General features: G+C 60.9%; 16 protein-coding genes and 1 pseudogene. 4 read left to right on the top strand and 13 right to left on the bottom strand.

Features of this window, described 5'->3' with window-relative positions; all coding sequences use genetic code 11:
* Positions 1 to 103: 103 nt before the first annotated feature.
* Both dapA and LOY35_RS14150 read right to left on the bottom strand, forming a co-directional pair.
* A complete protein-coding gene (gene dapA / locus LOY35_RS14155) occupies positions 104 to 979 on the bottom strand; it encodes a 4-hydroxy-tetrahydrodipicolinate synthase (RefSeq protein ID WP_258623698.1) in 876 nt (291 codons plus the stop codon).
* 371 nt (positions 980 to 1,350) lie between these two features.
* The gene (locus LOY35_RS14150) at positions 1,351 to 2,559 is read right to left on the bottom strand and encodes a methionine gamma-lyase (protein WP_047703122.1); all 1,209 of its coding nucleotides are present in this window, start codon (positions 2,557 to 2,559) and stop codon (positions 1,351 to 1,353) included.
* A 124-nt stretch (positions 2,560 to 2,683) separates the two neighbouring features.
* Here LOY35_RS14150 and LOY35_RS14145 point away from each other — a divergent pair, with 124 nt between their 5' ends.
* Together LOY35_RS14145 and LOY35_RS14140 are read left to right on the top strand one after the other, a co-directional pair.
* Positions 2,684 to 3,154 (top strand): Lrp/AsnC family transcriptional regulator, encoded by a 471-nt coding sequence (locus tag LOY35_RS14145; protein ID WP_024777205.1) that lies wholly within the window; start codon positions 2,684 to 2,686, stop codon positions 3,152 to 3,154.
* Between the two features lie 505 nt (positions 3,155 to 3,659).
* The gene (locus tag LOY35_RS14140) at positions 3,660 to 4,058 is read left to right on the top strand and encodes a hypothetical protein (RefSeq protein ID WP_258623696.1); all 399 of its coding nucleotides are present in this window, start codon (positions 3,660 to 3,662) and stop codon (positions 4,056 to 4,058) included.
* Positions 4,059 to 4,710: 652 nt separating this feature from the next.
* Here the strand turns inward: LOY35_RS14140 and LOY35_RS28590 are convergent.
* The 7 genes and pseudogenes from LOY35_RS28590 to LOY35_RS14110 all read right to left on the bottom strand — a co-directional run bounded on the left by LOY35_RS28590 (position 4,711) and on the right by LOY35_RS14110 (position 14,270).
* Entirely contained in the window at positions 4,711 to 5,574 is an 864-nt protein-coding gene (locus LOY35_RS28590) for a methyl-accepting chemotaxis protein (RefSeq protein ID WP_408981256.1), read from the bottom strand.
* A pseudogene (locus tag LOY35_RS28585) lies at positions 5,569 to 6,669 on the bottom strand (methyl-accepting chemotaxis protein); the annotation flags it as partial. The gene LOY35_RS28590 and the pseudogene LOY35_RS28585, both read right to left, overlap by 6 nt.
* A gap of 64 nt (positions 6,670 to 6,733) precedes the next feature.
* Complete coding sequence (locus LOY35_RS14130; protein WP_258633613.1) at positions 6,734 to 9,130, bottom strand: RND family transporter; 2,397 nt, start codon at positions 9,128 to 9,130, stop codon at positions 6,734 to 6,736.
* A gap of 93 nt (positions 9,131 to 9,223) precedes the next feature.
* The gene (locus LOY35_RS14125; RefSeq protein WP_408981156.1) at positions 9,224 to 10,303 is read right to left on the bottom strand and encodes a WD40/YVTN/BNR-like repeat-containing protein; all 1,080 of its coding nucleotides are present in this window, start codon (positions 10,301 to 10,303) and stop codon (positions 9,224 to 9,226) included.
* 78 nt (positions 10,304 to 10,381) lie between these two features.
* A complete protein-coding gene (locus LOY35_RS14120; RefSeq protein WP_408981255.1) occupies positions 10,382 to 11,719 on the bottom strand; it encodes a DUF1329 domain-containing protein in 1,338 nt (445 codons plus the stop codon).
* A 42-nt stretch (positions 11,720 to 11,761) separates the two neighbouring features.
* Complete coding sequence (locus tag LOY35_RS14115; protein WP_258623692.1) at positions 11,762 to 13,408, bottom strand: DUF1302 domain-containing protein; 1,647 nt, start codon at positions 13,406 to 13,408, stop codon at positions 11,762 to 11,764.
* 94 nt (positions 13,409 to 13,502) lie between these two features.
* A complete protein-coding gene (locus tag LOY35_RS14110; RefSeq protein WP_258623691.1) occupies positions 13,503 to 14,270 on the bottom strand; it encodes a coniferyl-alcohol dehydrogenase in 768 nt (255 codons plus the stop codon).
* A gap of 274 nt (positions 14,271 to 14,544) precedes the next feature.
* Between LOY35_RS14110 and LOY35_RS14105 the strand changes: the two genes are divergently transcribed.
* Positions 14,545 to 16,368, top strand: coding sequence for a sigma-54-dependent Fis family transcriptional regulator (locus LOY35_RS14105; RefSeq protein WP_258623689.1), 1,824 nt, complete (start codon positions 14,545 to 14,547; stop codon positions 16,366 to 16,368).
* Positions 16,369 to 16,545: 177 nt separating this feature from the next.
* Here LOY35_RS14105 and LOY35_RS14100 read toward each other — a convergent pair whose 3' ends face one another.
* From LOY35_RS14100 to LOY35_RS14085, 4 genes are all read right to left on the bottom strand, one after another.
* Positions 16,546 to 17,205, bottom strand: a complete 660-nt coding sequence (locus tag LOY35_RS14100; RefSeq protein WP_258623687.1) for a TetR/AcrR family transcriptional regulator — start codon at positions 17,203 to 17,205, stop codon at positions 16,546 to 16,548.
* A 183-nt stretch (positions 17,206 to 17,388) separates the two neighbouring features.
* Positions 17,389 to 18,324 carry an alpha/beta hydrolase gene (locus tag LOY35_RS14095; RefSeq protein WP_258623686.1) on the bottom strand — a complete coding sequence of 312 codons (936 nt, stop codon included), beginning with the start codon at positions 18,322 to 18,324 and terminating at the stop codon, positions 17,389 to 17,391.
* Positions 18,325 to 18,343: 19 nt separating this feature from the next.
* On the bottom strand, positions 18,344 to 19,786 hold the full coding sequence (locus tag LOY35_RS14090) for a coniferyl aldehyde dehydrogenase (protein ID WP_258623685.1): 1,443 nt from the start codon (positions 19,784 to 19,786) through the stop codon (positions 18,344 to 18,346).
* Positions 19,787 to 20,127: 341 nt separating this feature from the next.
* Entirely contained in the window at positions 20,128 to 21,369 is a 1,242-nt protein-coding gene (locus LOY35_RS14085) for an OprD family porin (RefSeq protein ID WP_258633434.1), read from the bottom strand.
* Between the two features lie 255 nt (positions 21,370 to 21,624).
* Here LOY35_RS14085 and LOY35_RS14080 point away from each other — a divergent pair, with 255 nt between their 5' ends.
* Positions 21,625 to 22,572 (top strand): LysR family transcriptional regulator, encoded by a 948-nt coding sequence (locus LOY35_RS14080; protein ID WP_258633431.1) that lies wholly within the window; start codon positions 21,625 to 21,627, stop codon positions 22,570 to 22,572.
* Positions 22,573 to 22,660: the final 88 nt, after the last annotated feature.

Below are 22,660 nucleotides of genomic sequence, written 5' to 3'. Positions count from 1 at the left end.
TATTCACTACGCTGGCTGAGCCTGATTAACGCCAAAACTGCACGACGCTTAGGGTGTGGTGGTTCTAGGGCGTAGCACCACACCCATGAGATCGCCGCCCGACCTATGCGCTTTGACAGGTCAAATCTGAAAGCACAGATCTGAGTCGCTCCATCGTCGTTGATGAGCAAGTTTGCATGGGCTCACGAAGCTCGTTGTTGATCAGGCCGTGGACGCTCAGAGCTGCTTTGATGACAGCTGGGTTGGGCTCAGCAAACGCCATCTTTATCCAAGGCAGGAGACGGTAAAATGTAGCCCGGGCGCATATGACATCGCCTCTATCCATCTCCTGCATCATCTGGACATACAGATTTGGGCGAATGTGTGCCGAGGCTGAAATCGCGCCGGCTCCGCCCAGGGCGAGGTTTGTGAAGATCTGGATATCCTCGCCAGTCAGAATCTCTGCATTGCCGTCCTCGATCAGGGCCATGGTGGTTTCGACATCACCACTGCAGTCCTTGACCGCTGCGATTTTTGGGTGACGCACAATCCTTCTCAGCGTCTCTCGCTCGATCCTCACGCCTGTTCGGTAGGGGATGTCGTAAAGGACCACTGGGACAGATGAGGCATCAGCGACTGTTTGGAAGAATGACTCGATGCCTTGCTGTGAAGGTCGGATGTAGTAGGGCGCTGGAACCAGAATACCGGCGATGTCACGGCTCTGGATCTTTTGCTGGAATGCCTGGACTTCCTGCAGGTTGTTGGCCGACAGCCCCATGATCACTTGGTCAGGTCGAGCGATCTGCAGAACCGCATCCAATACCTCGAGCTGCTCATCCTTGTTCATTGCTGCGGCTTCACCAGTGGTGCCGCATACGACCAGGCCCCTCACGCCTTCAGAAAGGAGCGTTTTCACCAAACCTTCGAGCGCGTCGAAGTCGACGTGTCCCGAATGAAAGGGAGTGGCCAGTGCAACCCAGATACCGCGGAAATTAGACATGCTTTACTCCTCAGGCAGACCGATTAGTCAACGTCAGAGGAGGGGATGGGAATCAAGCGGGGGGAGGAGACCTGGCGCTATCTGTCCTGTCAGCTCATCTGACGGGACAGCGCCCCGGTCAAATGAGCGGCTGTTTCTTGGATTTCTTGGCAACGGACACGCATGCGCATGCCTGGGCGCAGAGGCCCTTGGCGGAGTGCATGTGGTCAGTGGTGAGAGTCATGGTTGATTCGTTGCGAAGAGGTATTGCTCGATAGTGCACAGGGTGCGGTGCATTGGTCAACTATGCTGCGGAAAAATGATCACGCAGTTCGGTTGGGCGCCATGCTCAACGGCGCGACAATCCACGAGGGGATAAGCGGTGGACATGTTCAACCTCCTTGAGCACAGGCATCCAGAGCTTGGGTGATGTCGGCCAGCAGGTCCGCGATGTCTTCAAGGCCCACCGACAAACGCACCAACCCCTCGGAAATCCCGTGGTGCGCACGCTCTTCAGGCGTGTAGGTGGAATGGGTCATGCTGGCTGGATGCTGGGCCAGGGACTCGGCGTCTCCCAGGCTGACCGCGCGGGCGAACAACTCCAGTGCGTTCATGAAACGCCGGCCGGTGGTCAGGCCGCCCTTGAGTTCGAAGGCGATCATGCCCCCGGGCAACTTCATTTGCCTCGACGCCAGGTCGTACTGAGCAAAGGAGGGCAGGCCGGGGTAAGTGACCCATTCGACGGCCGGGTGCGCGTGTAAATATTCGGCGATCACCTGGGCGTTGCTACAATGGCGCTCCATGCGCAGTGACAGGGTCTTGAGCCCGCGCATCAGCAGAAAAGCGTCCTGAGGCGACATTACCGCACCGGTCAGGTCCTTGAGGCCTTGCAGGCGAATGCGGTCCGCCAGTGGATGACTGGTAACCACGATGCCAGCCGTGATATCGCCATGGCCACTGAGGTACTTGGTGGCCGAATGCACCACTACATCCGCACCCATTTCCAAGGGGCGTTGCAGGTATGGAGTGCAGTAGGTGTTATCGACCACCAAGGTGACATTCCGATGATGGTGGGCAATCTTAGCCACCGCGCAGATGTCGACCAACTGCATGTTCGGATTGGCCGGGGATTCGAAATAGATCATGCGCGTCGAAGGACTGATGGCATCGCGCAGTTCGGCCAGGTTGGACATGTCAACATGGCGCACCTTGACGCCAAACTCGCCGATACCGTGGTGCAGCAGGGCGAAGGTGCAACCGTACAATGTACGGTTGAGAATGATCTCGTCACCGGGGCGCAGCAGGGTCCAAAAGGTCGCGGCAATGGCTCCCATGCCGGAGCTGAAGGCCACCGCCGCCTCGCCGTTTTCCAAAGCCGCCATGCGTGACTCCAACAGAGCCAATGTGGGGTTGGAGATCCGCGTGTAAAAATGCCCGGATTCTTCGCCGGCGAAACAACCGGCGCCGTACTCGGCGGTAGGGAAGGCGAACGTGGAGGTCAGGTAGATCGGCGGGATCAGCGCGCCGTTGTTGTCCAGCGGCTTATAGCCGTGATGGATGGCGCGGGTGGAAAAGCCCAGTTCATTGTTTTTATTGTTCATGTTGGACGCTCCTGTATTTCCTACAATGCTATGCTCAATTTCAACGAGAAAAATTCCAAATTGACCCAGAAATAACCCATAAATTGGAATAAAGGCTCCGAAAAACACAATTTGGAGGCAAGACATGCCCGGCGAGCTGGATCGTACCGACAAGGCCTTACTCGCGGCCCTGCAAGGCAACGCCCGGCTGACCATCGCCGAACTGGCCGAACATGTGGCGCTGACCACTTCGCCGTGTTGGCGACGGGTGAAAATTCTTGAAGAGAACGCAGTGATTACCGGCTACCAGGCGATTCTTTCGCCCAAGGCACTCGGCTACGGCGTCACCGCATTTGTTAGCGTGATGATGGAGTCCCACAGTCAGGAAATGGCTCGATCCTTCGAACAGCGCCTATTGGAAATCCCGGAGATCGTCGCCTGTCACAACGTTTCCGGACGCTACGATTTTCTACTGGAAGTGGTGGCCAAAGACCTGGAGTCTTTCGGCGAGTTTGCGCGAGAGGTGCTGCAAACCTTGCCGGCGGTCAAAGAGATTTATTCAAGTTTTTCGTTCAAATCGGTTAAGCCCTCGCGAGTGATCCCGGTGCTGGGCTGAGCGCGGTATTACCTTTTGATGTTTGAATCCGGCGCAGCAGGGGAATCAAGCTGCTGGCCCTGAAGCCTCTGTCGGAAAGATTCCCCCAGCGATCGAGCTTGCGGAATACAGGCCCGTCCACGATACCTGACACGGTGATCCAGTTGATGTAGGCCTCGACCGGGCAAAGTTGCTTGAGGGCGGGTGTGTAGAATGTGCTGCCCAATAAACGCTTCTACACATATCGTTTAACATAATATACATTATGCGTAACAAGATATTACCAACTCCCACCCAGTATGAACCTCCATCGCCCCAGCACTCTCTGGATTCTGACTCAGGACGCTACGCTATCTACATCGATGCCGCTGCATCTGAGATTCTGCTCACACGCTACTGACCCAGCTCTTGTTCGGCGAGAAAGTCCGTGCAAGCCTTATCCGCCTTTGAACCTTTGAACCTTTGAACCTTTGAACCTTTGAACCTTTGAACCTTTGAACCTTTGAACTCGGACCGTCATCATGCAATGTCTCTTACCCTTGGCTTTATTCTTCCTGAGCAGCCAGGCCATGGCGTATCCAGCCCTCACACTGAGCTCTATACCCAAAAGACCAGCGACTGCCAGGATGTCGACCTTGGCACCTGGCAGCATCCAGCTCGAACCGTACTGGAGAAAAACGGCATCAAGCTGGAGCGGGTTCAGCTGTGTAATGGTGGACGTTATCCAATTTTTCAGGGTGAGGTCCCGTACGACCCTCAGGGTCAGACCAAAGATTTCTTTCTTCCCTTGTATGAGCAACTACGAAAGGCAAATGGCAAGTGGCCCTACGTCTTGGTCGCCAGTAACTATGGCGAGATGGTGTATGTCAGCTATCCAAGGAGCGATTCGATCTCCCTGGACTACGAGAACTTTGAAACGCCTTAGCGCTGGGAAGCTGCTCGCGGCAACTGTTGTTTTCCATCCTTCTACCCTGCCCCCGTCTTGCTGAACTGCCTGGACTTTCGTTCGGATTACATATCGCTATCCGGCCGAGGGATTGCCAGGCATGGCCTGTAGATTCTCCATAGCATTTAACCGTTTGCCACTGGAAAAACGCCAACATAATGGCGTTATTTTCTCTGAAATCATCAATATTTGAGGAAGTGACGTTTTCCCGACGGAAGGCATTGGCGCGCCATTGCTGGAGGCTCGAAGGAAGGATCATCATCCGCTTGTCAGTGCTACTCGCTTGAGCCCTCCCGGGCTTAACGCAGGACGCATCAATTGCATTGCTTCTATGGGAGCAACATCAGGATGATGACCGTATACGTTATGGTTATGACTCTCTGCAGGGGCGACGAGGGCTGCGTGGATGTGCGCAAAACTGAGCCGACCTATGTCACTAAAGAGCTGTGCATGGCGAAAGTCAGGGACATAACGCCCCGCAAAGGCGTGAAGTTCAAATGTCGCAGCGAGCGGTCGTGGGGCCCGAGCAAGGTGCCCGGTGCGGATACCTTGGACAGCGTTGTCTCGACCGACGCCAAGCAACAGCCTTGAAGCCTGCGGAAGAGATGACAGGAGCCTGAGTACCCTGGATTCAGGTCCGGAACTGAGCAACGGCCTCTCGCAACTCATGCTCCAGGCCAGCCAGATCCCCACAGGCCAGGACCACCTGCTGATTCACCCCGACACAATGTTCGGCCTCATTGCGCACCTGCATCACATTGCGGCTGACCTCTTCGGCCACGATGCTCTGCTGCTCGGCGCTGGCTGCGTTCTGCTGGTTCATCTGCTCGATCAGCGACACCGCTCCGGTAATGCCGCCCAAGGCTGAGCTCACTTGATCGGCCAGCGACACGGTGTCGATCATCAGGCGGCCGCAACCCTGGATCTGCCCGACGCTCTGCTGCGAAAGACGTTGCAGCCCGACGATCAGCGTCTCGATCTCGCTGGTCGAGGCCTGGGTTCGCCGTGCCAGTGCCCGCACTTCATCGGCGACCACGGCAAATCCACGGCCCTGCTCTCCCGCCCGAGCGGCTTCGATGGCTGCATTGAGTGCAAGCAGGTTGGTTTGCTCGGCAATTGAAGCAATCACGTCGGCAACCCTGCCGATGGTTTCGACCTGCCGCTGCAAGGACTCGATGGCCTGTTCGGAAAGGGTCATTTCCGCTGCCAGACGATGGATCTGCTGGCTCGCCATCTGCACGACCTGCTCGCCGTTACGTGCCTGATGGTCGGCCTCGCCGGCGGCGTGGGAGGCTTGTTCGGCGTTCTGCGCCACTTGTGCAACCGTGCTACTCATTTGCTGCATGGCGGTGGCCGCGTGTTCTGTCTCGGCCCTTTGGCGTTGCGCCGCCCCGCTGCTTTGGGCGCTGGCTGTGCTCAGGGTCCGGGTCGTTTGCCCCAACCCCTCGACACTCAGCCCGATACGCGCCACCAGCCGACGCAGATTGGTCGTCATCTCTCCAACTGCCACCATCAACTGACCCAATTCGTCCCGACGCACCGTCATGCCTTCGACCGCCTCACTCAGATCGCCCTGGGCAATGCGCCGGGCGGTCTGCAACGCCTCGCGCAGAGGCGCGACGATCAGATGCCGGATAACCAGCGACGCCAACAACGCCAGGACCACGATAATCACTGCCCCCACTGCTTGCAGGCGCATCATCGAACGGCCCCGCTCGCCCATCTGCAATTGTCGATCGGCGGCGGCTTGTTCGACCTGGGTCAGCACGGCCTGGGCCTGGGTGTCCATCTGCCCGGCCGTCTGCTTGCTCAGCGCCCGACTGTCCCGGTAGCGCTGGAATGCCTTGCGATATTCGACCAGCGCCGCCCGAGCCGCCGCCAGGGACTCTTCGGAGTTCTCATCCACACGGCCCTGGAGCAGCTCCAGCGCGTCACCCATTTCGTCCACTGACTCGGTCCAGCCTTGGAGCGTCTGCGCTGCGCCCTCCTCTACGTAGAGAAATTCTCGGTTGCGGGTGACCAGCAGTTTTCGCTGCAACGCCGAGGCCTGTTCCGCGAGGCTCAGCGGATCACCTTCCAGGGCCTGGCCGCTGTTCAATACGCCGCGGACCTGGTCGTACATATCCAGTTCGACAGCCTCGAACTGCAGGCGGGCCTGTTCCGCCTGCTCCTGCATATGGCTCAACGCGTCCACCGCCAGACGCTGATGTTCGATGAAGTGTGCGAACTGGCCTTCATAACCATCGACGGATTGCTGCATGGCGGTCAGTAACGGCACATCCTCGCCCGATGCGCCCGTCTTCACCTTCTGGAGTTGAGCGCCCAGCGCCTGGATCAGCTCTCGAACCTGACGCATTGCGAGAGGCTCGGGATCAAGTGCGTAGGCTTTCTCCGCATTGCGCATCTGCAGCGTCAGGCGATTGATCTCCACCATGGCGCCGACCTGCTGGCCGTGTTCAAGAAGGCTGACGGTGGCATACAAGCCCTGGGCGATGGCGGCCACCGCGAGCAAGGACACCAGACCGAATCCGAGCAGCAGTTTTTGCCCCACCGAACAGTTGGCAAGCAGCCGGGCAGTTGTCTTCAGCATTGTTCTTATCCTTAGGCCTGAAGCAGATCGATAGCACGCGCGAATACGGTCGTTGAGTCTCCCCTCAGCCCCCTTCGACCGCCTGCATCACGCCGCAGGCCTCAGGCTTTTTTGCGAACAACCTCTGCGGCAACAGGAAGTAAGCCAGCGCCGGCAACAGGATCAAGGCGCCGAGCATGTTCACCAGGAACATGAACGCCAGCAGGATGCCCATGTCGGCCTGGAACTTGATCGGTGACCAGGCCCAGGTCGCCACCGCGATGGCCAGGGTGATGCCGGTCAGCAGCACCACCTTGCCGGTGAACAGCAATGCGCGGTAATACGCTTCGGACAGCGAGGCACCGGCACGCATGTGCGCCAGGATGATACTCAGCACGTAGAGCGCGTAATCGACGCCGATGCCCACGCCGAGGGCGATCACCGGCAAGGTGGCGACCTTGACGCCCATGCCGAGGCCGACCATCAGCGCCTCGCACAGAATCGAGGTGAGTACCAGCGGCAGCACCGCCGCCAATACCGCGCGCCAGGAGCGAAAGGTCACCCAGCACAGCAGGATCACCGCACCGTAGACCCAGAACAGCATCTCGTGCATGGCCTTCTTCACCACGATGTTGGTCGCCGCCTCGATCCCGGCGCTGCCGGCGGCCAGCATGAACTTCACCTCTGGCAGTTTCTGTTGGGCGATGAACGCTTCACTGGTCTGCACCACCCGCTCCAGGGTGTCGGCCTTGTGGTCGGCCAGGTACACGTAGAGCGAAAGCAACGAGCAGCCCTGGTTGAACAGTTCACGCGGTGCGCGGGTCTGCACGGCGCCGAGGGCACCGTCGTTGGGGATCAACTCGTACCACTTGAAGTTGCCCTCGTTGTAGCCGGCGGCGGCGACCTTACTCATGGCGGCCATGGAGTTGGTGGATTCCACGCCTGGCAACTGCTCCAGTTGCCAGGCCAGCGAATCGACCGCGGCCAGGGTCGGATAGCGGGTGCATTGGTCTTCCGGGGTTTTCACCATGACCACGAAGATGTCCGAACTGGCCGCGTAGTTTTGCGTCATGAACGCCGCATCACGGTTGTAGCGCGAATCTGGACGCAGCTCCGGGGCGCCGGGATCCAGATCGCCGATCTTCAGGTGCAGGCTGACGGCAAACCCGCCGGCGGCCAGGGCCAAGCCGACCAGGCAAGCGGCAATGGCCCAGGAACGCCGGGTAAACAGGTCGAGAAAACTCCACAGCGGATGCTTGGTGTTCGCGCTCAACTCGGCGGTTTCCGCGCGCAAGCTGCGGGCTGCGGCCTTGGCACCGACGCCGATGTAGCTGAGCAGGATCGGCAGCAGGATCAGGTTGGTAAAGATCAGCACCGCCACGCCAATGCTGGCGGTGATCGCCAGGTCCTGGATCACCTGGATCTTGATCACGATCAGCACGGCGAAACCCACCGCATCGCAGAGCAGCGCGGTCATGCCGGCGGCGAACAGACGGCGGAAGGTATAGCGCGCCGCGACGACCCGGTGCGTGCCGCGGCCGATGTCCTGCATGATGCCGTTCATTTTCTGCGCGCCGTGGCTCATGCCGATGGCGAACACCAGGAACGGAACCAGCGCCGAGTACGGGTCCAGATCGTAGCCAAGGGTGGCGAGCAGGCCGATCTGCCAGAGCACCGCCACCAGGGAACAGAGCACCACCAATGCCGTGCTGCGCGCGCAGCGGGTGTACCAATAGAGCACTGCCACGGTCACCAGCACGGCGACCGCGAAGAACAGCATGACCTGCCCCAATCCGGCGATCAGGTCACCGATGATCTTGGTGAAGCCGGTGATGTGGATCTGGATGCGCTCGTTCTGGTACTTGTCACGTAAGGCTTCCAGCTGCCGTGAAAACTCACCGGCGTCCAGTGCCTTGCCGGTCGCCGGATTGATTTCCAGCAGCGGCACGAAGATCACGCTGGACTGGAAATTGCCGGCCACCAATTGGCCGATTTCTCCAGAACGGGCGACATTGGTCCGCACCTCATCCAGGCTGGCCGGCGAGCCGTCGTAGCTGTCCGGAATCACCGTGCCGCCATCCAGGCCGTCCTCGGTCACGGCGGTCCAGCGGGTGGTCGGCGTCCACAAGGACTTCATGTAGGGTTTGTCGACACCGGGCAGCAGGTAGATCTCGTCGTTGAGCTTGGCGAGGGTATCGAGGTAATCCTTGTCGAAAATAGTGCCCTCCTTGACCGCCACGGCGACGCGGATCGAGTTGCCGAGGCCACTCAGTTCACTGCGCTGTTCAAGGAAGTTGGCCACGTAGGGATGCGACGTCGGGATGGTCTTCTCGAAACTGGCATTGAGACCGATCTTGCTGGCCTGGTAACCCAGCACCAGGGTCACCAGCAGGCAGAGCAGCATGACCCAGGGGCGGTGGTTGAAGATCGCCCGTTCGCCGAGGTTGCCGGAACGCGGATCGAAATCCTCCAGGCGGGCCATCACCACTTGCTGTTCGAGGGAGGAATTATGGTCGTTCACATCGGACTCCAAATACGGCCGCATGGGCTGTGCAATAGCGCTCTGGCAAAGGGTTCAGCGTTGCGCCGAGACAAGGGCTTGATCGAGGCGGGTCAGCCCGCCCAGGCCGACGCAGATCAAGCTGCCATCCGGGGCGGCCACCAGACCGGCGATGGAGGTGCCGGCCGGGCCGGAAAGATGCCGCAAGCGGCTTCCGCGACCGGAACTGAGCAACAGGTCTCCGGCTTGGCTGGCCAGGACCAGCGCCCCATCCTTGAGTTGAGTGCCGGCGGACAAGGCCACTTCCAGGCCGGTTTCGATACGCCGCCAACTAGCCCCCTGGTCACCCGACCAGAAGGCATTGCCGCGCAGGCCGAAGGCGATCAGTTCGCCGCTGGCACTGCCTTGCAGACCGAAGAAGCTGCCGTCATAGGGTGATTCGAGCGCCTGGAAGCTGCTGCCGTTGTCTTTGGAGCGCAATAACAGACCCCGCTCGCCGACGATGAACAGTTCTCCCCCCGCCGCACGAATGCCGTACAGGTTGAGCCCGTCGGGGTTGTCCACCTGCTGCATCCACGGTTTCCAGGTCCCGCCACCGTCGACGGTATGCAGGATCAGGCCATAGGCGCCGACCACATAGCCGTTGCGACGGTCGCTGAAGTACAGATCGAGAAACGGCTTGTCCGGCCCATCCGCGACCAATCGCTCGGCGTCTTCCACAGGCTTGGCGTCGCCGCCCTGTTGCGCGGCAGCCAGCGCCAACTGCGCCGCCGCGACGCCATCGAGTTGCTTGACCCAGGTTTCGCCGCCGTCGGTGCTGTGCAGCACCACGCCCATATGACCGACGGCCCAGCCCTGCTCGTCATCGACGAATTGCACCGCCGTCAGGCTGACACTGACCGGCACCCGTGCCTGGCGCCAGCTTTTGCCGGAGTCATCGGAGAGCAGGACGATGCCGCGCTCGCCGACCGCCACCAGCCGTTCGCCTGCGCGAGTCACCGCCAGCAACGCGGCATGCGTAGCCTTGGCGCTCTGCATGGCCGCCTGATCGAGCGAGGCAATTCTTGGGCTGGCCGTCGTCCAGCCCGACATCAGCAAGACCGTCAGCGTCAGGATCACCGACAACGCCCGCCCGAGTGAAAAGTTACCGATCATATCCGCTCCAACCACCACTCAAGAGTTATCCAAACGCAACGCGCCGATGCCAGGGGCTCCGGCGCGTAGGGCAACGGCTCAACGCGAACTGTCGTTAGCCATGGCGTCGGGGGTGAAGAACGAAGATGACGGACGCGGATAGCTCTGGTACTGGACATCCAGGTCGTTGGCCGAGGAGTTCAGGAAGTAGGCGCCGGTCTCCAGGTTGTAGCTGCCCCACGACATCTGCGCGGTGAGCGCCGGCATTTCCGGGGCCAGCAGGGTCAGCGAGTAGTTGGTGCGACCCAATTTGCCCTGGGCGTCGTAACCGTCCACCAGCAGCACCTGCCAGGAGTCCTCGTCGACGTAATAGGTGCGTTTTGGCACCACATGACGCTTACCTTCCTTGAGCGTGGCATTCACCACCCAGACCCGGTGTTTCTCCCAGCGCACCAGATCCGGGTTGAGGAAGTTCGGCTTGACCAGGTCGTCGCTCTTCGCCGCGGCCGCGCGGTTGTTGTTGTAGGGCACCAGCAACTCTTTCTTGCCCACCAGCTTGAGGTCGTGACGGTCGGTCGGACCGAAAATCATGAAGGCCTCATCGAAGAAACCCACGCCCGAGGTGACGAAGTCCGGCGTGTCATAGGCAATGTTCGGTGCTCGCCGTACCCGACGCTGACCGACCAGGTACTGCCAGGCGGCGCGCTTGCCAGGGTCCATGTCCCAGTGGGTCATCAGGCCCTCGCCGGCCTTGGACGATGGCAGCTCCGTGGCCAGTTTGCCGATCAGGAACTTGCCCGCGAAGGTTTCGAGACTGCCTTCCTTGAAGTAGTAAGGGCTCTGGTACCAGAAACGCGCCCGGGTGGCCTGGATCTTCTTGCCGCCAGCGGTCATCAGCCAGGTATCGAAAGGCGAATAGAAGGTGTCGCCCCCCTGCCAGGACAGGCGGTAGTTCCACAGCACCTCGGTCCCGTTCTGTGGCAACGGGAACGGAATGCCGCCATAGGCACCGCTGACTTTTTCCGAGTCCACTTCGAGGGTGGCGCGGGTCGCGTTCTTCAAGGTGTTGTCATACACCCACTGCGGCGCGGCGGCGCTGCGGTGAGTCGGATAGACGTCCAGACGATAACCCGGGTATTTCTGCAGCAAGGCTTTGGCGCCGTCGGACAACTGATCGGCGTATTGCGCCATGTTGGCTGCGCTGACCGAGTACAGCGGCTTGTCGGCGGCAAATGGATCGGCACGCTTGTCGCCGTTCTTATAGCCCGCCGGCACTGTCGTATAGCCCCCGGTCCACGCCGGAATGCTGCCGTCCTTGTTGCCCGCGCGCTCGGCGCCCATGGGGGTGAGGTCGGTATTGAGCCGGGCGGCCTGATCAGGGGAAACCGCCGCCTGCACCACGCCGGCACTCAGCAAGGCAATGGCCAGGGCCGACATACGCAAGGAAAATTGGCTTTGCATAGGGGATGAAACCTCTTATTAGAATGTGGTTTTCACGTACATGGAGACGAAGTCACGGTCGGCCAGCGATTGCGCATAGCTGAAGTTGCCCGCCTCGTTCAGCCCTGCCGCAGCCTTGCCGAAGAAGTTCACGTAGTTGATGCCGAAGTCCCAGCGCTGCAAGTAAGTGGCCTTGAGCCCTACGCTCCAGTCACCGGCGTGTGAGTTGCCGAAACCGCCCTTGCTGACGGCCGAGGAGCGACCGTCGAGACCCACGCCAAAGCCCACCGGCACGCTCAGGTCGAGACCGTCGGCCACCTGGAAGTAAGCCGGTTCGGCCAGTACCCGCAGCGCGGTGGCATCCCGGGTGGTGTTGGGGTCCAATGCCCCCGGGTTGTCAGTCACGCTGAGGGTGCGGTTCCACGCCAGTTCGGCAAGCACCGAGCCACCGTCCCACAGCGCGCCGGGCGACAGCAGGTAGATCGTCGACAGGTTGACGTGGGCGGTCTTGCCCTTGGCGTAGAGCGCGTCGCCGCTGTTGTCCGCCGCGGTTCCCGGTGTCACCACTTGCAGGTTGCTCACCAGGGGCGCATTCCAGCGCACCGAAGTCTCGCCGGCGAAGTTGAACGGGCCATAAGCCGTGGAGAAGCTGGCGCCAACGGTCTTGATGTCTTCGGCGTAGACCTGGCGATAGGAGCTCAGGATCGGCAGTCCAGTGGCGGCGGCCGCCGCACCGTCCAGGTAGGCGTACAGCGCGCTCGGGGTCTTGTCGTGATACTGGGCGGCATAGAAGCCCAGCTCCAGTTCGGTGCCTTCGGGCTTGAAGCGCAGTTGCAGGCCGCCCTGTCCCGAGTTCTTGGCCTCGATGTCGGAGGCATGCACGGTGGTGTTGCCGAACACCTCGGTCCAATCCCCTGCCCCTTTGCCGATGCCATCGTTATCGCTCAGGTAGCTGCCCGCTCCGGGTACGTTGGAACGCTCCCACTCGAACTGGTAATAGGCCCCGACGGACAGCTGCGGGTTGATCTGCAATTGGCCGGACACTTGATTGACCGGGCGCAGGATTTCCTTGAACTGGGTCCCAGGTACGCTGAGCAGCTTGACCACGTCGGTGGGCCCTTGGGCGGCGGCGATGCCGTTGCTGCCGTAGAACAGGCTCTCGCCATAGATCAGGCTATGCCGGCCCAGGCGCACGGTGCCCTGGCTTGCGTCACCGACCTCTCCGCGCAGAAACACGAAGGCATCCAGCAGTTCGGCGTCGCGCCCGTGCAGTTCGCGGGTGTCGCTGAGGAAGTGCGAGTTCGCGCTGTCGTCGGTGTCCTTGTTATAGATATCGTCATACCAGGCTGCCCCGCTGAGACGCAGCCCGTAGTGTTCCCGACTCAAGTCCATTTCACTGAACAGGTCCAGCCGGTTGGAGACCAGGCCTCGGCTGAAGTTCTTGTCGCCCTGCCCCTGAATCGAAGGGTACAAGCCACCCGCCGTGGAGGCGTTGGTCAAGTGGTCGTCGGCACCTTGCAGGCGCCAGGCCTGGCTGTACTTGATGGTGTTGTCCCAGCGCAGGCGCCAGTCACTGTCGCCCAGATCGATCTGTGCGGCCTGGGTCTGGGAGGCCAGCCCGGCGAGGCACACCGAGAGTGCCAGGGTGGAACGCTTGAAGCCCGGATAGCATCGAGTGTTGTGCATGGTGTTCCTCATTGTTCTTGTTGTTTGGAAACGTGTTGTCTGGAAAACGAACGGCAATGAGCGGCCCGCAACTGCGCAGGCGGTGGTTTCTCGTTCAGATATAGGTGGACGCCAGGCCGCCATCGACCGGCAGGTTGACGCCATTGATCCAGCGGGATTCGTCCGCACTCAGGAAGGCGATGGCAGCCGCCACCTCATCGGCATAGGCCGGACGCTTCATGCGGTGCGCATCGGCCTCGACGCGCTCCTGACCGAGCATGCTGACGAAATCCCCCAGGATGGGCGTGAACACCGGGCCTGGCGCCACGCTGTTCATGCGCACCGAGGTCTGCAGGAACCAGGGCTGGGCCTGCACGTAGTTCCAGACGATCAGGGCTTCTTTGAAATACTGGTAGCAGCTCTCCTGGGGCACCGGGTGCTGGGCCAGCCAGGCTTGGCCCTGAAAGAAACTTTCCGTGCGGGCCAGGGCCTTGTGCAGCTCCAGACGCTGCGGCCATTGCGCGCCGAGGATCGAGGCCACGTTGACGATGCTGCCGCCGGCACGGATCCGTGGCAGCGCCGCCGCGCAGAGGTGGCGAAGACCGAGATAATTGACCTGGGCCACCAGCTGCGGATCGGCAGTCCCTGGCACCCCGGCGATGTTGCACAAGCCGTCGATCTGTTCCGGCAAACGGCGCACGGCCGCATCGATGGCTTCGGGATGACTGAGATCGGCCTGGACGAATTCATCCAGGCTCAGGTTGGGCTCGTTGCGATCCATGCCGATCACGATCGCTCCGTGGGCCCGCAGGGTTCGGGCGGTCTCGGCGCCGATGCCCGAGGAGACCCCGGTCACGACAATCCTTTTGCTGGTCAGCTTCATACGGATTTCCCGGTTCGTGCTTGTACTGCCCCTTCCGAGGACGGCAGCCAAGTCATGTTGTTATTGCCGAACTAGTTAAGCTCGGTAACTAGTTGTAGCAAGCGATATGCCATCTCTCGGCAATGATCGGGCGACCGCTCAAGCTCGCGGTATACAAGCATTCTTGATGGATATCGAGGTAAGGCGGGAAAAATCGGGGACCGAAAAAAGTGATGATTTCAGCAAATTCATGCTGCACTATGCGGATTATGATTACTCATATTAAGGATTTCCGATGGCAGACAAGCTGATCTCCCTGGCCGAACTCTCCGGCGGAGTCCGAAAGAAACACGTGCGCGGCGCCAGCGAGCAGCTGCCTCCCGGCGCAGCCCCTACCCTGCAGGATCTGACCGAATGCCTGATGTTCAGCCCGGGCGACGGGCGCATCTGGCTCAACGGCGCACGCATGCTGTTGATGCACAGCAGCGGCGTCGGCGCGCTTCGTCGGGAGATGATTGAAAGCATGGGTCTGGCCCGTGCCCGTGGCATCCTGCTGCGCACCGGCTACCACTGCGGTGCGCGGGATGCGGCACTGATCAAGGAACGCTTCCCCGAGGCCGACGTCCTGGCGTTGTTCGCCGCCGGCCCGATTATCCACGCCATCGAAGGCGCGGTTAAAGTCGAGCCGGTGCATTTCGAATTCGATATGAACCTGGGCACCTATTACGGCGAATTCCTCTGGCACCACTCCAGCGAGGATGACGAGCACATCGCCCATTTCGGCATCGGCACAGAGCCGGCGTGCTGGATGCAGACCGGTTATGCCACCGGATACACCTCGGCGATGGTCGGTCGATTGATCCTCTACCGTGAGGTCGAATGCCGCTCCACCGGTTCCAGCATCTGCCGGCTGATCGGTAAACCCGCGGAAGAGTGGGACGACGCGGAAGAGGACCTGGCCGCCCTGAAGGCCGAACCTTTCGTCAGCAGCGGCGGGCGTAGCACGGTACCTCCCAGCCCTGGCGGCAAGGGTGCATTGCCGTCCAATCCGCAAGCCGATCCGCAACCGACCCAGGACGGCGACATGGTCGGTATTTCCTCGGCCTTCAACGCTGCCTGCCACATGCTTCGCCGAGTCGCCCCGACGCAGGCGACGGTGCTGTTCACCGGTGAATCCGGCGTCGGCAAAGAAATGTTCGCACGCATGTTGCACCGCATCAGCCCGCGGCACGATGCGCCTTTTGTCGCGATCAACTGCGCCGCCATTCCAGAGAACTTGATGGAGTCGGAGCTGTTTGGCGTTGAGCGCGGGGCCTTCACCGGGGCCACTCAATCCCGCGCCGGGCGTTTCGAGCGCGCCGATGGCGGCACCCTGTTCCTCGACGAAATTGCCACCCTCAGCCTGGTCGCCCAGGGCAAGCTGCTACGGGCCTTGCAGGAAGGTGAGATCGAGCGAGTGGGCGGCAGTCGTACCTTGAAGGTCGATGTGCGGGTAGTCGCCGCGACCAACGTCGACCTGCGTGCCGCTGCCCAACGCGGCGAGTTTCGCGAAGACCTGTTCTTTCGCTTGAATGTCTTCCCGATCCACCTGCCGCCCCTGCGCGAGCGCAAGGAAGACATCCCGCTGCTGATGACCCACTTCCTGCACCGCTTCACCCGCCATCATGGCCGGCAGATCAGCGGCTTCACCCCGCGCACGGCCGACACCCTGCTCGCCTATGACTTTCCGGGCAACATCCGCGAACTGCAGAACCTGGTGGAGCGCGGCGTGATCAGCGCGCCGGATGGCGGTGCCATCGACTTGGCCCACCTGTTCACCAGTGGCGAACGCCTGGCCCAGCCGATGTTTTCCATTGGCACCCGCGGTCAACTGGCGGCCGCCCCGAATGACCCGTCCACCCCTGCGCCCGTCGCGCCGGCCCAGGCCGGTAATGACGCGATCCAGGCTCTGTTCGGTGGCAAGGACTTGAGTCGGCTGTCGCTGCAGGAGATTGAAGAAACGATGATCGACCATTGCCTGGCCGAGGTGAAAGGCAATGTCTCCGAGGCCGCACGCCGGCTTGGGCTGACCCGTGCTCAATTGTCTTATCGGCTGTCACGACGTTCGGGCGGTGAATAGCGCAAGCTCAAGGCACCACTGAAATCAACTGTGGCGAGGGGATTTATCCCCGCTGGGCTGCGCAGCAGCCCCAAAACTGACGACTCAATTAGCATGACACACCGAGTTGTCTGTTCTTGGGGCCGCTGCGCAGCCTAGCGGGGATAAATCCCCTCGCCACGGCTTTATCGCCACAGGTTATTGGGCTGGCCCACGCTGGATGAAACAACGCCCAAACATCTCGAGGGCCACGTCGACCCGTTGGCCGATCTGTTCGTCGGACCAGCTCTGCTGGACGCCAAGGGTGAACAGCTTGAGCGGTTGCGAGATCAACAACGCATCGATCAGTTCGACCGCCGGCTCGACATCCTCCTGAACCAGAAGCCCCTTGCCCGCAGCCTTGTCCAACCAGCTGCGCAACAGGCCCAGGCATCGTCCGGCACCTTCCTGGTACCAGATCCTGGCGATGTCGGGTGCAGTCTCGCGCCCTTGCACGGCCATCAAGTACAGCCCCAGCGCCAACGGCGACAGGGTCAGGCGCGCCCACAGGGTCAGGTACATGCGCAGTTCGCTGAGCAGGTCCTCGGCGCAGTCGATACCGCTTTCCAACAACAGTTCGAGGGTCGACAGGTCCCGGGCCACCAATTGCGACAGCAGCGCTTCCTTGCTCGCCACCAGTTGGTACAGGGTTTTCTTCGAGATACCAGCGGCGCGGGCGATGGTGTCCATGGTGACGTTGGCGAAGTTGCCGCTGCCGAGTATCTGCGCCGCCGCATCGAGCAACAGACTCATCTGCTCTTCGCGACTGCGCAACGGCGGACGACCGCGCCTGACGGCCTGTGGGGTGATTTCAGGCATGACGGGCATCCTGGCTAGCGTTAATCGAACAAGCAACATAGTACCTGTGGCGAGGGGATTTATCCCCGCTGGGCTGCGAAGCGGCCCCCATACAGACAACGCCTTTAACATGACACACCGAGCTGCCTGTTTGAGGGCCGCTGCGCGCCCCAGCGGGGATAAATCCCCTCGCCACAGGGGTGCTCAGAGACTTCCGACCCTTGCGCCATCGACCTCTTCCATCATCCCCTCAAAAGCCCCGCGCAGCGCATCCTCGATGAACTGCCAGGCCTCATCCGCAGAAGCATCCGGCCCCAGGTGAGTGAACATATGATCGCAGCCTGGGAACATTCTTTCGTTCACCGCAACGCCGGCCTGACGCAGTTTCTCCCCATAGGCCTGGCCTTCGGCGCGCAGGATATCGTACTCGGCAGTGATCAACGTGGCGGCAGGCAGCCCCCTCAGTGCCTCGACCGGTGCCAACAATGGCGAGACGAGGACATCGTGGGCCTGGGCCGGGTCGCTCAGGTAACATTGGTTGAAGAAGCGCATCAGGCCCGGACCGAGCAGCGGCTTGTCGATCGTCGAGCGCTTCAGTTCAGGCGCTTGGGAGACGTCCAGCGCCGCATAGTCGATGATCTGGTGCACGACCCGGAGTCGCTCGTGCCCTCGCGCCAGATTCGCCAGACCGGCCGCCAGATTACCGCCGGCGCTGTGCCCGCCGACAGCGATGCGCTGTGGGTCGATACCGAGCGCCGCGCCCTGCCCGGCCAGCCACTCCAGCACCTCGAAGCTCTGGCGCAAACCCGCCGGAAAAGGATGCTCGGGGGCCAGGACATAATCCAGATTGACCACCAGGCAATTCAGGTTATGGGCCAGGCGGCGGCAATAGCTGTCATCGTGTTCCGGCACCCCGGCGACGAATCCACCGCCATGCAGGTTCAGATACACCGGCAGGGGTTCCCCGGTCGGCACATCGGGCCAGTAGAACAAGGCCCGTGCCGCCCCCCAGGTCGTCGGGATGTACTGTTGGTCCACCGAGCGCAACGGATAACGTGCCGCGTCGTAGATGAACTTGGCCTTCATGCGCTTGGCAAGAGCGCGCAGCAGCTTGGCCTTGAGCGTTTGCAACAGGTTCATGATCAGGCTCCCAGGTGGCTCAGTTGGCTGTCAGCAAGTGATCGAGCAGACCATGGATCATCGGGCCGTAAGGCGCGCGCATCGCCAGGTTGGACTCACCGATAGCGCTCTGCACCACCACTGCCTTGGCATGGCTGAAGGTACGGAAACCATAGACGCCATGATAGGCCCCCATGCCCGAGTGACCGACCCCGCCAAAGGGCAATGCCTCGAACAGCACATGGCTCATCACGTCGTTGATCACCACGCCGCCTGACGTCGTGCGCTCCAGCACCTGATCGCGCTCATTCGCATCCTCGCCGAAATAATAGGCCGCCAACGGCCGTGGCTGCGCGTTGACAAAATCGATGGCCGTGGCGAAGTCGCGATAGGTCTTGATCGGCAACAACGGGCCGAAGATTTCCTCGCGCAGTACCTGCATCTGCTCACTGGGATCGAGCACCAGGGTCGGGGCGATCTTGCGGATCTCGCGGTCGCCCAGGTCTTCTTGCGCGGGGTTGATCTCCACCAGTCGCGCGCCCTTGGCCTCGGCATCGGCGAGGTAACCTCGCAGGCGGTCGAAGTTGCGCGGGTTAATGATCGAGGTGTAGTCAGCGTTGCTGCGCAGGGTCGGGTACATGGCGCTGACGAAGTGAATGGCCTCGCCGACGAAGTCCTCCAGCAACTCTTCCGGCAGCAACACATAGTCCGGAGCCAGGCAGATCTGCCCGGCGTTGAAGGTCTTCACCGTCATTATCCGTTGCACCACGGTAGCCAGGTCGGCGCTACGGGAAACCAGCACCGGTGACTTGCCGCCTAGCTCCAGGGTCACCGGCACCAGGTTGTCCGAGGCGGCACGCATGATGTGCCGCGCCACCGAGGTGCCGCCGGTAAAGATCAGATGGTCGAAGGGTTGCGCACTGAACAGCGCCCCGACCTCGGCATCGCCCAATACCGTGCAGAGTTCGCGCTCGTCGAAATAGCGGGCGATCAGCTCGTCCAGCAGCGCCGAAGTCCGCGGGGTCAGCTCCGAGGGCTTGAGCATGGCCCGGTTGCCGGCAGCGAGAATGCTCGCCAGCGGCCCGAAGGCCAGCACGATGGGAAAATTCCACGGGCTGATCACCCCCACCACGCCCAACGGCTGGTAGTCGACCCGCGCTTCACAACCGGGGAACGGGGCCGGATGCGTCTCTGACTGCATCCACTCGGCCAGGTGCTCGCGGCAATGCTTGAGGCTCGCCACCGAACCGGCGATATCCGACAGCAGGGTCTGTTCGCGGCTGCGGTTGCCGAAGTCCGCCGACACCGCCGCGACGATGGCTTCACGGTTATCCAGCAGCAGGGCAATCGCCCGATCCAGACGGTCACGGCGCAACTCCAGGCTTGCGGGCCCTTCGTCCAGGTGGGCGTGCTTCATTCGTGCGAGCGCGGTAGCGAGTTGTTCGGTGGTGGCCGCTGTAGCGTGATGACCGAGAATGCTCATGGCGTGGGTACCTGCTGGTGAAATTGTTATTAGCCAGTACTAATACCGGGCAAGCAGGCACCTCTGCCGACTCGCAGGGTGGAGTATGCCAAAAAACAGAACAAAGGAAACCCGTAGGTTTCCTTATTTTTCAGAAGTCGGATGGATGGATTTATAGCCAGTAAACACTGGGATTAACCCAAAAACAGGATCATGTCGCGCAACGGCGCGATCGGGCGGCACCGCTTACTGAGAATCTGGACCAGACAGCAAAAACCACAAGCCCATGAAAAAATTGATTATATTTTTTAACTTATTTTCGGCGCCGTTCATTTGAACAGCGCCTTGATGCACGTCCCTGCTTACCAGAGCGCCATCGTATAGCTGACAATCAACCGGTTCTCATCCAGGTCGTTGCCAAAGTTCGAGCGTACCGAGGCGTTGCGCCATTTCAATCCGAGCCCTTTCAACGTGCCGTCCTGCACCACGTAGGCAATGTCGGTGTTGCGTTCCCACTCCTTGCCCTCCCCCGGCGCTGCGCGCTGCACGTTGTCACCGGAAATGTAGCGGGTCATGAACGTCAACCCAGGGACACCGAGGGCGGCAAAGTTGTAGTCATAGCGGGCTTGCCAGGAGCGCTCGTCGATGTTGGCGAAGTCGCCGATCTGGACGAAGTTGACCAGGTACGGGTCGCTGCGGCTGATGTACGGGAAAGGATCGTCGCCACTCATGCGCTGGTAACCCAGGCCCAAGGCATGACCACCCAGACTGTAGGTAAACAGTGCGCCAAAGGCCTGGTTGTCGATGTTGCGGAAGTTGCCTTCCTCGGTGCTGCGCGAATAGCGCACGTCGCTCTTGAGCGATTGACCGGCTCCCAGGTCCAGGGTGTGGACGAATCCGAGATAGTTCTGCTGGTAGATGTCCTCCAGCTTTCCATAACGGTATTGCGCCGTGAGGTTCGGCAGGAACTGATAGTCCGCTCCGGCGAACTGGAATTTGTCGCTGGTGCCGCCGATGCGGTTCGCGGTCATGTCCTGATAATCGGTGGAATCGACGACGTTGATCTGGGTGAACTGCCCACCGGTCAGCTTCAATCGATCGATTTCCTGCACATTCAGCAGTCCGCCCTTGAACGTCGCCGGCAACAGCCGCGTATCGTTGGAGCTCACCACCGGGTCCTTGATCTGCAGCGTTCCCGCCTTCAGGGTGCTGTTGGACACGCGCACCTTGGCGGTCAGGCCCAGTTCGCCGTAGCGGTCTTGCGACCCTCCGGACAAATCCGCCGGCAACAGGTTGGTACCCGCCGTGCCACCACCGGAATCCAGTTTGAAACCGGCCATGCCCAAGGCATCCAGGCCGAAGCCGACGGTGCCGGCGGTATAGCCCGACTCCATCCGCAGCAAAAAGCCCTGGGCCCATTCCTCGGCCTTGTCCCGTGAACCTTCCTGGCGGAAGTCACGGTTGAAGTAGAAGTTGCGCGCCTCCAGGCTGCCCTTGCTGTCGGCGATGAAGTCCGCCTGGGCGGCGGGCACGCCGATCAAGCTCAAGCCAAGCACCGTGCCGATCGGGGCGTATATCCGTGGGGAGGATCTGAAATGCTGCATGCGTGCTCCTTTTATCGGCGCGAGCGAACCCTCTCGGGGGGCTTTGCGAGCGCCTCGTTATTCTTGTGTGAAGACGTTGTCGTTGGGACACGGGCGCAGTGAGCTGCGTCGTCGGGGTGGATTCTTCGCGCCACGGGTTGAAAGCGTCAAACGGGAAAAAAAGCAGATCGGGCATAAGAAAAATTGATGCGTTCAATGGCCCGATCTGGAGTAACAATTGCAATCATAAGAACTACAAGCCCCAAGAGAGCCGTCATGAACCTCAAGTTCCTCGAAACCTTCGTCTGGGTTGCCCGCCTGCAGAGTTTCAGCCTGACCGCCGAAAAGATGTTCAGCACCCAGGCCGCGATTTCCGCCCGGATCGCATCGCTGGAGGACGAGTTGGGCCTGCGCCTGTTCGTGCGCGATTCCCGGGGTGTGTCGCTGACGCCCGAGGGCTTGAAGGTGCTCAACTACGCCGAGCAGATGCTCGAAGTCCAGCGTGCGCTGAAACAATCGCTGGACACCGGCAACGAGCAGCAAGGCCTGGTGCGCATCGGCGTGATGGATACGGTGATCCACACCTGGCTGAGCCCGTTGATGTCGATGCTGATGCAGGCCTTTCCGGCGGTGGAAATCGAAATCACTGCCGATGCTGCACGCAATCTGTGCGACCAGTTGCAGAAGGGTTATCTGGACATCGCTTTCCAGACCGACCTGGTCCGCCACGAAAGCGTGCGCAACCTCGAATTGGGGCACTACCCCATGCACTGGATCGCCGCCAGTCATTCGATCTATGCCCGGCCCTTTGCTTCGCTGGCCGAGATGGCGAGTGAGCGCATCATCACTTTCGTCAAGCAGTCACGGCCGCATCAGGATGTACTCAACTTGCTGTACGCCCAAGGGGTCAACTCGCCACGAGTCAGTTGCGTCAACTCGGTGTCGGCCATGACACGGTTGATTCGCGACGGTTTCGGTATCGGTGCCCTGCCCGCGGCACTGGTGGCCAAACCCCTGGCGAGTGGCGAGCTGATCCAGTTGGAACCGGGCACTTCCCTGCCCCAATTGAACGTCGTCGCGTCCTGGCGCGCGGGCGTGGGACTGGAGTTGATCGAGAGCATCGTCCAGATGAGCCGCCAGGTGGTTGGGCAATATGCCCTTGATGTCGGTCCGCAACGCATGGTGGCGGCGCCAGGCCTGAACGGTCCGCTCTCGCTCGAATAACTTTTATTTGTCACGGGGTACCAACATTCCTTGTTGGACGTCATCGCCCGGGTTTTCTACAAAGAACGGACGACCCCATGGAGAAACC

The sequence above is a fragment of the Pseudomonas sp. B21-028 genome, assembly GCF_024749045.1.
GTDB lineage: Bacteria > Pseudomonadota > Gammaproteobacteria > Pseudomonadales > Pseudomonadaceae > Aquipseudomonas.
Note: the sequence above shows the minus strand (reverse complement) of the source record. Positions and strands in the feature narration are given on the sequence as shown.

Bases quoted from the DNA above. Each gene is read 5' to 3' on its own strand.
- dapA (WP_258623698.1), bottom strand. From the start codon at position 979: ATGTCTAATTTCCGCGGTATCTGGGTTGCACTGGCCACTCCCTTTCAT.
- LOY35_RS14150 (WP_047703122.1), bottom strand. From the start codon at position 2,559: ATGAACAATAAAAACAATGAACTGGGCTTTTCCACCCGCGCCATCCAT.
- LOY35_RS14145 (WP_024777205.1), top strand. From the start codon at position 2,684: ATGCCCGGCGAGCTGGATCGTACCGACAAGGCCTTACTCGCGGCCCTG.
- LOY35_RS14140 (WP_258623696.1), top strand. From the start codon at position 3,660: ATGTCTCTTACCCTTGGCTTTATTCTTCCTGAGCAGCCAGGCCATGGC.
- LOY35_RS28590 (WP_408981256.1), bottom strand. From the start codon at position 5,574: ATGACGACCAATCTGCGTCGGCTGGTGGCGCGTATCGGGCTGAGTGTC.
- LOY35_RS14130 (WP_258633613.1), bottom strand. From the start codon at position 9,130: ATGGCCCGCCTGGAGGATTTCGATCCGCGTTCCGGCAACCTCGGCGAA.
- LOY35_RS14125 (WP_408981156.1), bottom strand. From the start codon at position 10,303: ATGATCGGTAACTTTTCACTCGGGCGGGCGTTGTCGGTGATCCTGACG.
- LOY35_RS14120 (WP_408981255.1), bottom strand. From the start codon at position 11,719: ATGTCGGCCCTGGCCATTGCCTTGCTGAGTGCCGGCGTGGTGCAGGCG.
- LOY35_RS14115 (WP_258623692.1), bottom strand. From the start codon at position 13,408: ATGCACAACACTCGATGCTATCCGGGCTTCAAGCGTTCCACCCTGGCA.
- LOY35_RS14110 (WP_258623691.1), bottom strand. From the start codon at position 14,270: ATGAAGCTGACCAGCAAAAGGATTGTCGTGACCGGGGTCTCCTCGGGC.
- LOY35_RS14105 (WP_258623689.1), top strand. From the start codon at position 14,545: ATGGCAGACAAGCTGATCTCCCTGGCCGAACTCTCCGGCGGAGTCCGA.
- LOY35_RS14100 (WP_258623687.1), bottom strand. From the start codon at position 17,205: ATGCCTGAAATCACCCCACAGGCCGTCAGGCGCGGTCGTCCGCCGTTG.
- LOY35_RS14095 (WP_258623686.1), bottom strand. From the start codon at position 18,324: ATGAACCTGTTGCAAACGCTCAAGGCCAAGCTGCTGCGCGCTCTTGCC.
- LOY35_RS14090 (WP_258623685.1), bottom strand. From the start codon at position 19,786: ATGAGCATTCTCGGTCATCACGCTACAGCGGCCACCACCGAACAACTC.
- LOY35_RS14085 (WP_258633434.1), bottom strand. From the start codon at position 21,369: ATGCAGCATTTCAGATCCTCCCCACGGATATACGCCCCGATCGGCACG.
- LOY35_RS14080 (WP_258633431.1), top strand. From the start codon at position 21,625: ATGAACCTCAAGTTCCTCGAAACCTTCGTCTGGGTTGCCCGCCTGCAG.